Source organism: Rhizobium sp. AC44/96 (genome assembly GCF_001692185.1).
Classification (GTDB): domain Bacteria; phylum Pseudomonadota; class Alphaproteobacteria; order Rhizobiales; family Rhizobiaceae; genus Rhizobium.
Map to the genome: position 1 here is coordinate 76,793 of NZ_LXKO01000025.1, position 13,993 is coordinate 90,785.

Consider the following 13,993-nt stretch of genomic DNA (forward strand, 5'->3'; position numbering starts at 1 on the left):
CTATAATTATCTATAAAAATGAACGTGCAGAGGATGCGCAACAAACCAGCCGGGGAATATCGGTGGTTCAAAATCAATCTTGGCGCGAATTGGAGGCGAGTTCTTTGAGCCGCGAGTGCGGCGAAGGGCCTCGGGCACTAGGCGTCTGATTTTCTACACGAGACCCGGATCAGCGCTGGATCGGACCAATCCGCTGCACATGTCGTTCCAGGACGACGACGGCCTGGTTGACCTCGCCCTTTCGCAGATGGTCGAGAATCGAATGATGATCGAAGTCGATCCGCTGGGTCCAGTCCGTGCCATAGGCTGAAAACACATAGCGCGAGCCCACCATTTGCAGATCATCGATCGTGGTAAGCAGGCGCGGCATTTTGCATGGCGCCAGCAACAGATGATGAAAACGCCGGTTTGCCTCATCCCAGGTGCGCGCGTCCGGTGCGGTATCACCGGCGATCATGGCTGACATTGCCTCGTCCAGAATGGATGCCGTCAGGTGCGGCGCCGCGTGGCGCAATGCCAGTCCCTCCAGAACCGAGCGCATGAGGGCAACCTCTTCCACCGCAGCCCTGGAAAAGCTGGCGACGCGGACGCCGCGGCGGCTTTCGCTAATCGCAAGGCCCTGAGCCTCAAGGCGCCGGAATGCTTCGCGCACCGGAACGTGGCTGGTGTCGAATTCGTCGGCGATGTGGTCTTGCCTGAGCTTGCTGCCAGCTTCGAGCGCACCTGTGATGATACGCTCCGCGAGAACGCGGCTGATCCGGTTGGCGATTGTGTCTTCAGTGGCAGCAGTCATCATTTATAGATAAAAGCTGTCGAACTCGCTGTCGAGCGTGCCTGTCGGTCACCCACCGAAATCGGAAGTGAGGGCGAACGTTGCGGATACGAGCGGTGGGTTCCGAACGCCCGTCACCTTCAACTTTCCGCTTTCAATTCTTCCGCTCCGGTCGCTTTGTATAGGTCCATAGCTGTGCGGGAGGAATGTTCCTCATCATGAACGCGAGGTGGCGGATTTCGTATCCCGCAGGCAGCGCAACGACCGGGGACAGCAGCCCATAGGTTATCTGGACGACGGGCCTGCCGACGGGAACACGCTCAAGCAGGTCGAGCACGAGCGAGAGCCGCTTTTCTGGCGGCAGGTGAAGAAGCGGGATGGCCGAGATCACGCAATCGAACTTGGCCTGCCGTTGTGCTCCAAGCGTAAGATCAAGCGCAAAGGCGTCACCGCATCTCACGTCGACTTCCGGGAATTGATGGCGCAGGTGGCGACAGAACTCCGGCGAATACTCGATGGAAATGAGATCGCGGGGGTGAACGCTCCGCTTCAGAATTGCCTTGGTGATCACTCCCGTTCCCGGTCCGAGTTCAAGAACCGGAAGTCCGCTGTCCGGTCGTATAACGCTGGCCATCTTTCGGGCTGTCGCAACAGACGTGGGCGTGATTGCTCCGACCGCGGTACGGTCACGTTTCCATCCCTTCAAGAATTCGATCTCGTCCTTGAACTTCAAACCCACGCGTTGCCGTATGCCCAATGTTTGACTCCTCTGTTTTAGGAGGCGCGAACAGATATTTTAATAACGACAAATACAAGTCCACAAACGACGAATTCAGTTCGCTTGTCGGGGAAACCATTCAACTTCCTGGAAGCAACGCAGGAAGCCGAAAGGGCTCTCGAGGTTAGAAAACGCTGCCTACCAACACTCCCATGTGGAGAAGAGCGCAGACGTCCCCGATTGCGAGGCATATCGGTGGGCGCGGTCCTTGCCGGACTGCGCATTCGTAAAGGGGCTGGCGGCCGCGGATATAGCGTTAGTGTCCTGCCCCTCGCACAGTCGCGAGCAACGACCTACGCGTCAGCCTCGGGTGAGAAATACGGACTAAATCGAAATGGGTTCTTCGTCCCCGGTGCGATCCATTCCAAAATTGGTGCCGAGCTGCTGTCGCGCCTTGTGCGCCAATTCTTCCGCCTCGCGAACACCTTCTTGCGAAAGCCGCATGAGGAGGGCAGCAAATTTGAAGGACGCATTTTCTGTCGCGCTCAACACCGTACTCCTTGCAAAGTACCTTCAATGCAGCATTGATTACCGATAACTCTAACCGATGCTCCATTGCCCGCCATTCCCTCGCGGGGTCAATTCTCAAACCGTGCCAGCATGCGTCGCAACTGGGCATTCTGCAGTTCCAATTTCTTCGCCAGCTGCGTTCGCAGTTCGTTGATCTCGTTATCGAGTTCATGGGCACTTTCACTTGGCGTCGCCACTGGCGGCGGAGCGACTTTCGTGCTCTCCGCCCGCCTATGGCGGACGGCCTTATTGCCGCGCGTTCTTATCGCGGCTCTCTCCTTGGAAGCATGCTTTTCAACTGCCTCCACTTCTTCGGGCTTGGTCGCTGAAACGGGTGCAACCAATACCTCGTCGCGCCGAGGTTCTTCCCTTGTCGTGCTGTCGGCTCCGCCCTGATCGGTTTCCTTCAGGACGGCGGCGTCTTCAGGCTCGATTGGACCTATGGCCTGCTCGACAGGAGATGACTTGTCGCTATCGCTCGACGCAACGTCGACGTCTGGCGCGTCTTGCTTGTCGTGTCGCCTGGCAAGGCCGCTGAGAAATTTCCACGGAGACTTCATCTTCGTTGCGCACCCTCCTCTATCGTCACTGGAGACGACTACCCCGGCAACAATTGCTTATCGCCGGGAATGTTCAGCAAAAGCGAATCTGGATTTCACCGGCCCGGTCGAGCGCGCGTCCTAAGGGAATTTAGGAGTGGCCGAGGCGCTTACGAAGATCGGCGTTTTCAGCGCGCAGCTTATCGGCCAGTTGCTTCCGGAGGTTCCGATTTTCCTCTTCCAGCTTAAGGAGATCCGCCATCTCGTCGCCTGCGTTCGCTGTCGCTTTCGCTGCAACAGTCGGCGCCGGTGTCCGCGCCTTGCGTGGCTTCTTCACCGCAGCACTCGTTTCGGCAGCACTAGCCGCGGACTTTGCTCGCTTTGCTCTCGGTTTCTTGGCCGGCTTTTCGTCCTCGGGCGCCGCACTCATCTCTGAAGCTGCGTCAAGTGCTGCGCTCTTTGGACGCGGGCCACGGCGTTTCTTCTCCGGGACTGGCGATACCGTATCCGTGCTTGCGCTTTCCGGGGTCACGACTGCATTTGTTTCGTCGGCCATATCTCTCTCCTGTAGTGGCGAGGCAGTTTTTCGCTGAGCCGTCGCAGGTGTCAACAGTTTCGCTTCATCCCCCTGCTTTTCGGAGTGTTCAAAGGACATCACGGAGAGGTGGCCGTCGTCGGATCGAGTTCCGAAAAGCATTTCGGCGCCTGCGGTCCAACGACAATTATGAATCGGTGTCGCGTGATCGATTCAATCTGGTGAAGCATTCCATGAGGGAGGTGTTGGGCGATCCGCCTTCGGCGTACGGCTCTACTCGCCGAGGGAAACGAAGCCCGCAAGCGGTCTCCGCCCATTCGGACCACGATCCTCTCGCAGGCAATGCGGCAGCCTTCAGTACCTGAGATAGCCGAGGATATCCGCGCTATAATATTCACCCTCTTCGTCGGCATCGGCGATGACCTCGCCGGTGGCTTCATCGACCAATGCCTTGTCGTCGCCGCGGACCGCAGCCGCGACTTCGTGGATGCGGCATTCCTCGATGGCCTCGTCTGCCGTAACCTGTGCCTCGCAGGCTTCCCAATATCGCATCGACGATCCTCCTGCGCTCAGATTGTTTCGGGAGAAACAGGTTCGTCGACATCCGCTTCGCGTTGCTGAAACCTGTTCTTCCGCACGCACGACGTCATGTCCGGCCGACGGAACCAAATCGCGCGACCGCATCACAGCGGCGCATTGCCCGCCGTGAAGACGATCTGCTCGTCAGCGCGCATGCGCAGGACTTCGTGGGGCTGGATCAACTGGCGCGGGGCAAGCTGTTTCGAGCGTGACCGCGATGAGCCGCGCGATTGGAAACTGCGGCTGACCTGGTCGATTTCGACCGTGGTCGTGCCGCACCGACGCGAGATATAGTCAGCTGTCTCCGGATCGTTGATTGACGCAAACGAGATCCAGCTGGCGCTCTCGAACCACTTGCTGGACGCGTCGCGCCCACCATAGGTTTCTCGGAGCTGGCCGATGGACTGATAGATCATCGTCAGCGTGATGCCGTACTTTCGGCCGGCATCACGCGCTGTCTCCAGCAGGCTTGCGTCCTTGGGCGGGTTTCGTTCCTTCGCGAAACCGGCCGGCGACCTCCTCGAATGCCGACAGAAGGTCGGCCTCTTCGGTCTCGATCTCTCCGAGCCCTGCCCGTATCGCGATCCGACCGATGCGCTCGGCGTCACGTGTTTCCGCCTCCTTCAGCTTCTCCTGCAGGCGAGCAATTTCTTCCCGAATTTTGGCAGTTGGCTTCTTCATGGGCGTGGCTTCTTCGTTGCTGATAGTTCGATGAAGACGAACCCTGCCCCGAATTTTCTCCCGCTGGAAAGGTGCAATGTTGCACCTCGCCAAAGCGCCAGCTTTTGGCGAATGATCCCGCCGTTTCGAAGAAGCGGATCCGAAGGGCGCAATTATACGTCGCTGACGCGACGTGCTCGGAAGAGCGGCCGAGCGGGGCCGCCGTCATCTTCGAACTGATTGGAATCATTTGTGTAAAGGGGGAGTTCTACTCGTGGCCGTTCCGCATTTCTCAGTCAGCATCGTTGCCCGCGGCTCTGGCCGCAGCGCTTTGCTGTCGGCGGCCTATCGGCACTGCGCGAAGATGGAGTTCGAGCGGGAAGCCAGGACGATCGACTACTCCAGTAAGCAGGGGCTGCTGTATGAGGAGTTCGTGATCCCCGAAGACGCACCGGAATGGCTGCAGGCGATGATTGCCGATCGTTCGGTCTCTGGTGCCTCCGAGGCTTTTTGGAACAAGGTCGAGGGATTCGAGAAGCGGAGTGACGCACAGCTCGCCAAGGATGTGACGATTGCCCTGCCGATCGAGCTTTCCGCCGATCAGAACATCGCCCTCGTCCGTGATTTTGTCGAGCGCCATATCACCGCCAAGGGCATGGTTGCCGACTGGGTGTTTCACGATGCCCCGGGCAATCCGCACATCCACCTGATGACGACCTTGCGGCCGTTGACCGAGGATGGGTTCGGGGCCAAGAAGGTTGCGGTCTCGGGACCTGACGGCAATCCTCTTCGCAACGATGCCAGCAAGATCGTTTATGAGCTTTGGGCTGGCGGAGCCGACGATTTCAATGCCTTTCGGGATGGATGGTTTGCGATCCAGAACCGGCATCTGGCGCTTGCCGGGCTGGACATTCGTGTCGATGGGCGGTCCTTCGAGAAGCAAGGCATCGAGCTGACGCCGACCATCCATCTCGGCGTCGGGACCAAGGCGATCGAACGGAAAGGCGACGGCGGGGAAGAGAAGGTCGCGCTCGAGCGGCTGGAGCTGCAGGAAGATAGGCGTGCGGAGAATGCCATGCGGATCCAGCGCAATCCGGAGATCGTGCTCGACCTCATCACCCGCGAGAAAAGCGTCTTCGAGGAACGCGATGTCGCCAAGGTTCTTTATCGCTATATCGACGATGCGGCGCTCTTCCAGAACTTGATGGCGCGGATTCTGCAGAGCCCGCAGACGCTACGGCTCGACCGTGAGCGTATGGATCTCATCACCGGCGTCAGGGCAGCGGCAAAGTACACGACGCGGGAGCTGATCCGCGTTGAAGCACAGATGGCCAATCAGGCGATCTGGTTGTCGCAGCGATCCTCCCATGCCGTCAAACCCGCAGTATTGAGCGGCGTGTTTTCTCGAAATGAGCGCCTGTCGGACGAACAGAAAGCTGCAATCGAACATGTTGCCGGTCCGGAGCGGATTGCCGCCGTGATCGGTCGCGCCGGCGCCGGTAAGACGACGATGATGAAGGCGGCGCGCGAAGCCTGGGAAGCGGCCGGATATCGGGTCGTCGGCGGCGCGCTTGCCGGCAAGGCGGCAGAAGGCCTGGAGAAGGATGCCGGCATTGTCTCCCGCACGCTATCGGCCTGGGAGCTGCGATGGGATCAGCAGCGAGACCGGCTTGATGAGAGGAGCGTCTTCGTCCTCGATGAGGCGGGCATGGTCTCGTCCCGCCAGATGGCGCGCTTCGTCGATGCGGTCACGACATCAGGTGCGAAGCTCGTCCTGGTCGGGGATCCTGAACAGCTTCAGCCGATCGAAGCCGGAGCTGCCTTCCGCGCCATTGCCGAGCGGATCGGCTATGCGGAACTCGGGACGATCTACCGCCAGCGCGAACAATGGATGCGCGATGCCTCGCTCGATCTGGCGCGCGGAAACGTCTCGGCTGCGCTCGACGCCTATGCGGATCGCGATATGGTGCGGACCGCCTGGACCAGGGACGAGGCGATCACCTCCTTGATCGCCGACTGGGACCGCGAACACGATCCGGCCAAGGCAACCCTGATCCTCGCCCATCGCCGTGTCGATGTGCGGCTGTTGAACGAGATGGCGCGCGGCAAGCTGGTCGAGCGAGGCGTGATCGAGGCCGGCCATGCGTTCAAAACCGAAGACGGGACGAGGCAGTTTGCAGCCGGCGATCAGATCGTCTTCCTGAAGAATGAAGGATCGCTCGGCGTCAAGAACGGCATGTTGGCGCGTGTCGTCGCGGCCCAGCCAGGGCGCATCGTTGCTGAGATCGGGAATGGCGACGATCGGCGCCAAGTCGTCATCGAACAGCGCTTCTACGCCAATGTCGATCACGGCTACGCCACTACGGTTCACAAGAGCCAGGGCGCCACCGTCGACCGCGTCAAAGTGCTGGCGTCGAACACGCTGGACCGGCACCTCTCCTATGTCGCGATGACCCGCCACCGCGAGACGGCGGAGCTCTATGTCGGGCTGGAAGAGTTCGCGCAACGGCGTGGCGGCGTGCTGATCGCCCATGGCGAAGCGCCCTACGAGCACAAGCCTGGCAACCGGGGCAGCTACTATGTGACGCTCGGTCATTCTGATGGCCAGGAGCGCACCGTCTGGGGCGTCGATCTCGCGCGAGCGATGAATGAATCGAAAGCCGAGATCGGTGATCGCATCGGCCTGAAACACGTCGGATCGCAGCGGGTCACGCTTCCCGACGGAACAGAGGTCGACCGGAATTCCTGGAAGGTTGTCTCGATCGAGGAGTTGGCGATGGCCCGCCTTCATGAGCGGCTCGCGCGTGCCGGATCGAAGGCAACGACGCTCGACTATCAGGACGCCTCGCACTATCGCGCTGCGCTTCGGTTCGCTGAGGCGCGCGGCCTCCATCTCATGAATGTTGCCCGCACCATCGCGCACGATCGGCTCCAATGGACCATTCGGCAATCATCGAAACTCGCCGCGCTTGGCGCGCGCCTTGCCGCCGCCGCAGTGAAGCTCGGCCTTGGCGGAGCGAGATCGACCCCATCGACACTGCCTGCAATCAAGGAGCCAAAACCGATGGTCTCAGGCACGACGATCTTCCCCAGATCGATCAGTCAGGTGGTCGAAGACAGGCTCTCGGCCGACGCTGGCCTGAAGGATAGCTGGAGGCTAGTTTCCGCTCGCTTCCATCACGTCTTTGCGGATCCGCAGGCCGCCTTCAAGGTGGTCAATGTTGACGCGATGCTGGCGAATGGGACAGTGGCGGCAACCGCGATTGTGCGGATTGCAGAACGGCCGGAAAGCTTCGGTGCGTTGAAGGGGAAGACTGGACTTTTTGCCGGCAGTGCCGACAAGCAGGCGCGTCATAGAGCGCTCCTCAACGCCCCAGCGCTTGCCCGCGATCTTCAGGACTTCATTGCAAAACGCGCCGAGGCAGGCAGCCGCTATGAAGAGGAGGAACGTGCGGTCCGCGCCAAGCTCTCGCTCGATATTCCCGCACTCTCCGCATCGGCAAAGCAGGTGCTCGAGCGCGTGCGCGATGCGATCGATCGAAACGATATCCCCGCAGGTCTTGAGTTTGCCCTGGCCGACAAACAAGTGAAGGCCGAGCTCGCAGGTCTCGCCAAGGCGGTGTCGGAACGCTTCGGAGAGAGAACCTTCCTTCCGCTCGCGGCAAAGACAGCGGAGGGGAAGGCGTTCGAGACAGCATCCGCGGGTATGCAGCCAGCGCAGAGACAAGAGCTGCGGTCGGCTTGGGACACGATCCGGACTGTTCAGCAATTGGCCGCGCATGAACGGACAGCTGTGGCGCTGAAACAGGCGGAAACCATGCGCCAAACCCAAACGAAAGGTTTGTCGCTGAAATGACGTCTCGCGAAAAACCCACCCCTGCCATAGTGCACCAGAGACGCCCTGCCCTCGCTCTTCTCGCAGCCTCATGCGGCACTGCCCTAGCGGTGATCGTCGGCGGCACTATTGGCGGACTGCGGATCAACACCACACCTAGCCAGCCGCTCGGTCTCTGGCGTATCGCGCCCCTTGATCGTCCGGTTCAGGTCGGCGACATGGTGTTCGTTGCCCGCCACAGACCGATGCGATTTCCGAGGGGGTTAAACGAGGCTACCTGCGTTCGGGTCTTTGCCCGGGCAACTTTGGTCCCCTCATCAAGACGGTAGCGGCAGTTGCCGGTCAACGCATCGATGTCGCCGAGGCCGTCACGATCGATGGACGGCAGATAGCGAACTCCGACCTCGTGGCTCAGGACGGCCCGGGGCGGCGGCAGCGCGCTTTTTCGGGAGGGACGATTCCAGCCGGCTTCCTGTTCCTCCACTCGCCATTTCCCGGATCGCGGGACTCGCGATACTTCGGGCCGGTCCCTGCCTCCGGCGTCCTCGGCCTTGCAAAGCAGGTGCTCACATATGCGCCGTGATTTGCTCCAACCCCTTTCCCTCGCAATGGCTTCTGTAGCGACAGGATACCTTGCTTGGAGCGGACATGTGCTGGCGCTTCCCGCAGCAATCGCCTTTCCCGCTCTCTGGTCGCTCGCACGCAGTCGCCGCACCGCTGGTATCGTTTCGGCGTCCTATTTTCTGGCGGCGTCGCGTGGTCTCCCACAAGGCGTGGCTGCCTTCTATCAATCGGACATCTGGCCGGGACTGATCTTGTGGATCGTCGCGTCAAGCGGCTTCGTTATCGTCCACGCCGCCCTGTGGTCGCCCCAGTCAAGGGGGTGGAAAGCCTTGCGATATACGATCGTGATGGTCCTCATGGCGGTCCCCCCTTTTGGGATTGTCGGTTGGGCGCATCCAATAACGACGGCCGGCGCACTTTTTCCAGGATGGGGCTGGGCGGGACTGGCGGGCATGGCAGCCGGTCTCGCGATCATGACGACACTCTATCGACCGGCTGCAGCCATGGCCCTCGTAGGCTTCTGGCTCTGGTCCGCCGCATTCTGGACCGCTCCCGACATAGGGCGGGGCTGGCAAGGCGTCGACCTGCAGCTCGGAAATAGTCTTGGTCGAGATAATAGTCTTGTTCGGCATAGTGACCTTGTTGCAACGCTGCGCCGTCAGCGTCGCACAGACACCACCCAAGTGATTTTGGCTGAAAGTGCTCTCGGGTTTTGGACGCCATCGGCCGAACGCCTGTGGAGGCTGCAGCTTGCCGGGACTGATCTAGACGTCATCGCCGGCGCGGCTGTCGTCGATCCGGAAGGCTATGACAACGTCCTGGTTCGCATCTCGGCCACTGAGAGCGAAATCCTCTGCCGCCAACGCATGCCAGTGCCTGGCTCCATGTGGCAGCCCTGGTTGCCTCTGATTGGAAGGAGCGGCGGAGCCCGAGCGGACTTCTTTGCAAACCCGATCGTATCAGTTGGCGGCCAGCGCTTGGCCCCACTCATCTGCTACGAGCAGCTGTCATTTGGCCCATCCTGCAGTCGATGCTTCATGATCCTGATCTCATCATAGCAATCGGGAATGGCTGGTGGACCAAAGAAACCTCCATCATCGCCATCCAGCGTGCCGGCACAGAAGCCTGGGCACGGCTGTTCGGCAAGCCTTTCGTGATGTCTTTCAACACCTGATCCTTGGAGCCATCGTCATGGACGCAGCCTTTATCGCGAAATGCGCCGACCCAAGTCTTGCCTCTGCTATCGTCGAACAGTTCATTTCGGCCGTCGGTTCCGACGATCCACTGGCCGTAACCGTGAAGGCGGATGGTCGGCTGGTTCTCATCCCCAAGCCTCGCTCTCCCGACGAGGCGATGGCTGTGGTCAAGGACTATGTCAGTCATGCAATCGTTCGCGTCGGCATCACACAGTTTCCCGCGGGCGTTGGCGTTGGCGACCCGTCACAGCTTCAGCCAGACATGTTCGACACTTGCGCGAACTTGCGAACGGGGACGGGCATATTTGCGAAGGTCGCCCGCATCGTCACCAAGTGGTATGGCCGTCCCACGAACAGCGAGCTCCTTCCGCAGTTGGTCGATGATACGATCTATGCTTGGAAGACAGGAACCTTCGAGGGCGACAACGTGTTCCGAGCCAACGATCCCGGTGGTGCGACCTTCATGAATAGAAGCTCAGAAAAGCCGGCTGACGATGGTGAACCTGCAGCACCTCCTCCCGAGAGTGAAGATAGCTCCCAATCAGCCAAGCCGGGTAAGCCCACCGAGGCAGGAATTAGGATCGATCTTTCAAGGATAGGCGGACAAAAATAACGAGCGGTGGAAATGAGTTAACGCTGTGGCGAAACCGGAAAAGTCAGCGCCGGCGCGTCTCCCCGTGGAAGGAAAAAGCCTTTGATGCACGCGTCGTTGCGAACGGCGATCTGCGTATGGGTACGCTCGTGAAAGCGAGCGCCATAGTAGATTTCATCGCCTTCTGGAAAAAGCCCTCGAACCGTGTCGAATGCTGGAAGGGCGGCTTCCTTGGCGAGCTGGTGAACGTAGTGGATAACAGCGCAATCCAGCTTCCTAACCAGTTTGTCGGAATTCTTATCGCCTCTGGCATCGGAATTCACCGGCATTTTTCCGCCGGTGGCTTCGATCTGGCTTTTCAGCATGCGGTAGCTGGTCTGGATCAGGGGAACGTATTTGCGGGTAATGAGGTCCAGGCAATTGCCGAGATCGATAATTGCGCCAAGCACGAAGGGCTCTTTATAGGCGCCGGACTCAGCTTTCTGCGTCGCCCATTCTAGGGCACGCTCAGGATCATTTTCCCAAAAATAGATACCGGAGCCAAGCCAGTCATACGCCTTCTCGCTCGGAAGAAGGGGAGACGCGCCAGTTAATGCAGCGATCCCCACCGCCTTATCACAGCCGTGGTAGCCGAGCACGTATGCAGGGTAATTGGAACTCAAGCGGCAGCCGCTTCCTCAGCGTTGTCGTCGCGCGCATATTCTGGGGCGAGCTTGCCATCGGCAGACACAATGCCGGCGTCCATCAGATGACGGCGTGCATCGTCTGGAGACTTGGCGGCGTCTTCTGCCCGCTTTTCCATGAGCGCGATAAGCGCCTCCAGCTGGATGTCTGTCATCGTCGAGGCCCTCCTGAGCCAACTACTTGCCATTTATTACACGGATTCCCGCAAAAGCGCAAACTTGGACGGGGGCGCGGCGTTGAAATGTGCCTCCTGATTGCCACCGCAAAAGGGCCCACAGCAGGCGCTAAGTCGCCCGCTTGCGATCTAACCTCGGCGAGACAGAACCTCTCTACCCCACCACGTCTCGAACTCATTTGAGGCGGCCCAGCGTCGAAAAGTCGGCGAGTAGACTGCTCAGGGCCAGTCACCTCTCAGTTCGACAATCCGTCGGCTAGCAAAATGCTCGCGTTAATAGGCATATGTTGTAAGATGCAAGTTAAAATACCCCGCTTGCACACGGGCGCCACCAGAAAAGGAACCTCACCTTGTCTCATTGGCTTGATAGCTTACTCGATATCACCGTCATCGCTCGCGACCAAAAGACACTCAAGTCCGCACTTTCTGATCTGGCCGAACGCTTCGAATTTTCGGGCTACGCCTACATCGATCTCCGTTTCGGTCGGACCTTTGCTATTTCGAACTATCATCCCGAGTGGCAGGATCACTATTTCAAGAGCGATCTAAAATCGGTGGACCCGGTCATCCGGCGGGCAAAGAAGTTGCGCCGTACTTTCTCATGGTCAGCAGAAGCCGATATGGGATCCATGTCCAAGAGCGAGTTGGCTTTCTTCGCCGATGCCACCGACTTTGATATCAGATCGGGAATAACCGTTCCGATCACGCTCCCGAACCGGGGGGCTGCTATGCTCACTTTCGCCTCAAGGAAGCCGCAGCTGGCAGTGGATCACGAGGTTGATGCAATAATGGCGGCTTCTACCGTCGCGCAGATCCATGCCCGCATTGAAGCGCTGCAAGCAACTCCCTCGGTCGAGGAACCGTTTTATCTCAGCCCGAAGGAAGTGATTTTCGCGCGTTGGCTCGAACTCGGGAAAACGGTCCAGGATGTCGCCGATGTCGAACAGGTGAAATACAATACGGTCCGCAAGACAATGGAGGAGCTGAGGGGCCGATACGATCTGTGCAACAACACGCAGCTGGTGGCTTTGGCTATCAGACGTGGTTTGATTTGATCCGGTCAGACTTTTGGGGTCCTGCCGAGAATATCCAAAAGCGTGGTTAGCGCCGACATTTGCGAATGCATCTCGATTGCTGCGTCAAGATATTCAACATGGTCAAGTCCGGTTGGCTCGTTGCCTGCCTTGATATCGGGAGGGAGCTTATGAAACAGCGTATCGGCTTTGCTCACCAGATCGCGGTGTCTTTTGATCGCTGTCACCGTCAGCTGTTCAACCACGTCTTCCGGCACACCCTTTAGGAGCCCGGCAACCGGTCTCAAAGTCAAATCGCGTAGATCAGTATGGTCGGTCTTGATCATTTTATCTCCCGTGCATTTCGCGCGATACGCTCTCACCTTCCATAAATAAGCAAAGGCCGCGCTGTTCGGTCGACGTGGTGAATATGGCGCCGGCGCGAACGGGTGATTGCCGTCATTCGAATACTGCGACCATATACACTTGTCGTTGTTGTAGCTTTATGGCCATAGATATCGGCACATTTCCTAATGCAGATTTGCACCAACTCATTACGCCCACTGACCTGAATGTCAGTCGCGCTCCCCTCTCGAGGTCGCTTCACCCCTTCCGCACCAGCGACTTGGCGATCTCCAGGATATCATCACGCGACGCCGTTGGATCCTCCTTCGACCAGGCAATTCCAAGCCCGATCTTGAAGTCGATCCCCCTCACCTTCTTCAGGACGAAGGTGCGATTGGGGATACCCATCGTCCATTCTGGTGCAAAGCCGATGCCGAGCCCGGCAGAAACGAGGGAGACCAGCGAATAGGTGTCATCGCAGCTGTAGGCAACGTTCTTCGTCAGGTCGTATTCCTCGAATTTCTCATTGAAGTACCGCTCGGTGAAGGAGAGGTTCTGCCGGTCGAAGGCAATGATCTTCTGATCACGCAAATCTTCGACTGAGATCTCGTTGAGCGCGGCCAGGGGATTGCTCTCGGCAACTGCGAGAAGATAGCGCTCATGCGCAATGGAGAAGAAGCGCAGTGAGCCGATGTTCTCAACAGGCCTGATGAAGCCCAGGTTCAGCTGTCCGGTCTCCAACCCGCGGATGATGTCTCCTGTATTGCCGGAGGCGATGTGTATGCGGACATCGGGAAACTTGCGGGCGATCTTGCCGAGGAACAAAGGCAGCATGCCCATGGTGGCTGGATAGACGGTACCGATCTTGATCTGACGGATGCGGCTGCCGCCGGCGGCTCGGGTCAGTTCGGTCGTGAGCTCCATCTCGCTGAGGATGCGGACAGCCCGATCATAAAACGTCTCCCCTGCCCTCGTCAGCTCCACGCGGCGAGTGGAGCGGATGAACAACGGGCAACCAAGCTCTTTTTCCAACGCCATGACATGATTGCTCAAGGCTGGCTGTGCAATGTTCATCTTGATCGCAGCCCGACCGAAGTGAAGCTCCTCGGCGACGGCTCTGAAAAGGGATAGTTGGCGCAGTTCCACTGATACCGCCTATTTTGGTCTTGACGGACCCCAAGAGTACCAAAAACAATATATGTCGGATATATCCGAT

15 protein-coding genes and 2 pseudogenes are annotated in these 13,993 nt (G+C 59.0%); 5 read left to right on the forward strand and 12 right to left on the reverse strand.

The genetic code is table 11. From position 1 onward, the window contains the following. Nucleotides 1-169 precede the first annotated feature (169 nt). The 8 genes from A6U87_RS17960 to A6U87_RS17990 all read right to left on the reverse strand — a co-directional run bounded on the left by A6U87_RS17960 (nucleotide 170) and on the right by A6U87_RS17990 (nucleotide 4,394). Complete coding sequence (locus tag A6U87_RS17960) at nucleotides 170-793, reverse strand: GntR family transcriptional regulator (protein ID WP_065692973.1); 624 nt, start codon at nucleotides 791-793, stop codon at nucleotides 170-172. Between the two features lie 133 nt (nucleotides 794-926). Further along, nucleotides 927-1,529, reverse strand: coding sequence for a phospholipid N-methyltransferase PmtA (pmtA, locus tag A6U87_RS17965; protein WP_065692655.1), 603 nt, complete (start codon nucleotides 1,527-1,529; stop codon nucleotides 927-929). Between the two features lie 345 nt (nucleotides 1,530-1,874). Next, nucleotides 1,875-2,039, reverse strand: coding sequence for a hypothetical protein (locus A6U87_RS29945; RefSeq protein ID WP_158007283.1), 165 nt, complete (start codon nucleotides 2,037-2,039; stop codon nucleotides 1,875-1,877). Nucleotides 2,040-2,128: 89 nt separating this feature from the next. Beyond that, on the reverse strand, nucleotides 2,129-2,620 hold the full coding sequence (locus A6U87_RS17970) for a hypothetical protein (RefSeq protein WP_065692656.1): 492 nt from the start codon (nucleotides 2,618-2,620) through the stop codon (nucleotides 2,129-2,131). Between the two features lie 130 nt (nucleotides 2,621-2,750). Continuing rightward, nucleotides 2,751-3,155, reverse strand: coding sequence for a hypothetical protein (locus tag A6U87_RS17975; protein ID WP_065692657.1), 405 nt, complete (start codon nucleotides 3,153-3,155; stop codon nucleotides 2,751-2,753). Nucleotides 3,156-3,488: 333 nt separating this feature from the next. After that, complete coding sequence (locus A6U87_RS17980) at nucleotides 3,489-3,686, reverse strand: hypothetical protein (protein ID WP_065692658.1); 198 nt, start codon at nucleotides 3,684-3,686, stop codon at nucleotides 3,489-3,491. Nucleotides 3,687-3,817: 131 nt separating this feature from the next. Continuing rightward, nucleotides 3,818-4,129 (reverse strand): type IV secretory system conjugative DNA transfer family protein, encoded by a 312-nt coding sequence (locus A6U87_RS17985; RefSeq protein ID WP_065692659.1) that lies wholly within the window; start codon nucleotides 4,127-4,129, stop codon nucleotides 3,818-3,820. A gap of 31 nt (nucleotides 4,130-4,160) precedes the next feature. After that, entirely contained in the window at nucleotides 4,161-4,394 is a 234-nt protein-coding gene (locus A6U87_RS17990) for a TraC family protein (protein WP_065692660.1), read from the reverse strand. A gap of 253 nt (nucleotides 4,395-4,647) precedes the next feature. Here A6U87_RS17990 and traA point away from each other — a divergent pair, with 253 nt between their 5' ends. The 4 genes and pseudogenes from traA to A6U87_RS18010 all read left to right on the forward strand — a co-directional run bounded on the left by traA (nucleotide 4,648) and on the right by A6U87_RS18010 (nucleotide 10,581). Continuing rightward, nucleotides 4,648-8,229, forward strand: coding sequence for a Ti-type conjugative transfer relaxase TraA (gene traA, locus A6U87_RS17995; protein ID WP_065692661.1), 3,582 nt, complete (start codon nucleotides 4,648-4,650; stop codon nucleotides 8,227-8,229). Beyond that, a pseudogene (gene traF, locus A6U87_RS29360) lies at nucleotides 8,226-8,791 on the forward strand (conjugative transfer signal peptidase TraF). Before traA ends, traF begins: the two are co-directional and overlap by 4 nt. Further along, nucleotides 8,781-9,946, forward strand: a pseudogene (locus A6U87_RS18005) (conjugal transfer protein TraB). Before traF ends, A6U87_RS18005 begins: the two co-directional pseudogenes overlap by 11 nt. 17 nt (nucleotides 9,947-9,963) lie before the next feature. Next, a complete protein-coding gene (locus tag A6U87_RS18010; RefSeq protein ID WP_065692663.1) occupies nucleotides 9,964-10,581 on the forward strand; it encodes a TraH family protein in 618 nt (205 codons plus the stop codon). A 17-nt stretch (nucleotides 10,582-10,598) separates the two neighbouring features. On the opposite strand, the gene A6U87_RS18015 is transcribed toward A6U87_RS18010, so the two are convergent. Continuing rightward, nucleotides 10,599-11,222 (reverse strand): hypothetical protein, encoded by a 624-nt coding sequence (locus tag A6U87_RS18015; protein ID WP_065692664.1) that lies wholly within the window; start codon nucleotides 11,220-11,222, stop codon nucleotides 10,599-10,601. Then, nucleotides 11,219-11,398 (reverse strand): hypothetical protein, encoded by a 180-nt coding sequence (locus A6U87_RS18020; protein ID WP_065692665.1) that lies wholly within the window; start codon nucleotides 11,396-11,398, stop codon nucleotides 11,219-11,221. Before A6U87_RS18020 ends, A6U87_RS18015 begins: the two co-directional genes overlap by 4 nt. A gap of 371 nt (nucleotides 11,399-11,769) precedes the next feature. Here A6U87_RS18020 and traR point away from each other — a divergent pair, with 371 nt between their 5' ends. After that, the gene (traR, locus tag A6U87_RS18025; RefSeq protein WP_065692666.1) at nucleotides 11,770-12,474 is read left to right on the forward strand and encodes a transcriptional regulator TraR; all 705 of its coding nucleotides are present in this window, start codon (nucleotides 11,770-11,772) and stop codon (nucleotides 12,472-12,474) included. Between the two features lie 5 nt (nucleotides 12,475-12,479). On the opposite strand, the gene A6U87_RS18030 is transcribed toward traR, so the two are convergent. After that, nucleotides 12,480-12,779, reverse strand: a complete 300-nt coding sequence (locus A6U87_RS18030; RefSeq protein ID WP_065692667.1) for a transcriptional repressor TraM — start codon at nucleotides 12,777-12,779, stop codon at nucleotides 12,480-12,482. A gap of 256 nt (nucleotides 12,780-13,035) precedes the next feature. After that, nucleotides 13,036-13,923 carry a LysR family transcriptional regulator gene (locus tag A6U87_RS18035; protein ID WP_065692668.1) on the reverse strand — a complete coding sequence of 296 codons (888 nt, stop codon included), beginning with the start codon at nucleotides 13,921-13,923 and terminating at the stop codon, nucleotides 13,036-13,038. Between the last annotated feature and the right edge of the window lie 70 nt (nucleotides 13,924-13,993).

What these genes read in the sequence shown, in the direction of transcription:
- A6U87_RS17975 (WP_065692657.1), bottom strand. Translation starts at nt 3,155, where the DNA reads ATGGCCGACGAAACAAATGCAGTCGTGACCCCGGAAAGCGCAAGCACG.
- A6U87_RS17960 (WP_065692973.1), bottom strand. Translation starts at nt 793, where the DNA reads ATGACTGCTGCCACTGAAGACACAATCGCCAACCGGATCAGCCGCGTT.
- A6U87_RS18030 (WP_065692667.1), bottom strand. Translation starts at nt 12,779, where the DNA reads ATGATCAAGACCGACCATACTGATCTACGCGATTTGACTTTGAGACCG.
- A6U87_RS17980 (WP_065692658.1), bottom strand. Translation starts at nt 3,686, where the DNA reads ATGCGATATTGGGAAGCCTGCGAGGCACAGGTTACGGCAGACGAGGCC.
- A6U87_RS17985 (WP_065692659.1), bottom strand. Translation starts at nt 4,129, where the DNA reads ATGATCTATCAGTCCATCGGCCAGCTCCGAGAAACCTATGGTGGGCGC.
- A6U87_RS18010 (WP_065692663.1), top strand. Translation starts at nt 9,964, where the DNA reads ATGGACGCAGCCTTTATCGCGAAATGCGCCGACCCAAGTCTTGCCTCT.
- A6U87_RS18020 (WP_065692665.1), bottom strand. Translation starts at nt 11,398, where the DNA reads ATGACAGACATCCAGCTGGAGGCGCTTATCGCGCTCATGGAAAAGCGG.
- A6U87_RS17970 (WP_065692656.1), bottom strand. Translation starts at nt 2,620, where the DNA reads ATGAAGTCTCCGTGGAAATTTCTCAGCGGCCTTGCCAGGCGACACGAC.
- A6U87_RS17990 (WP_065692660.1), bottom strand. Translation starts at nt 4,394, where the DNA reads ATGAAGAAGCCAACTGCCAAAATTCGGGAAGAAATTGCTCGCCTGCAG.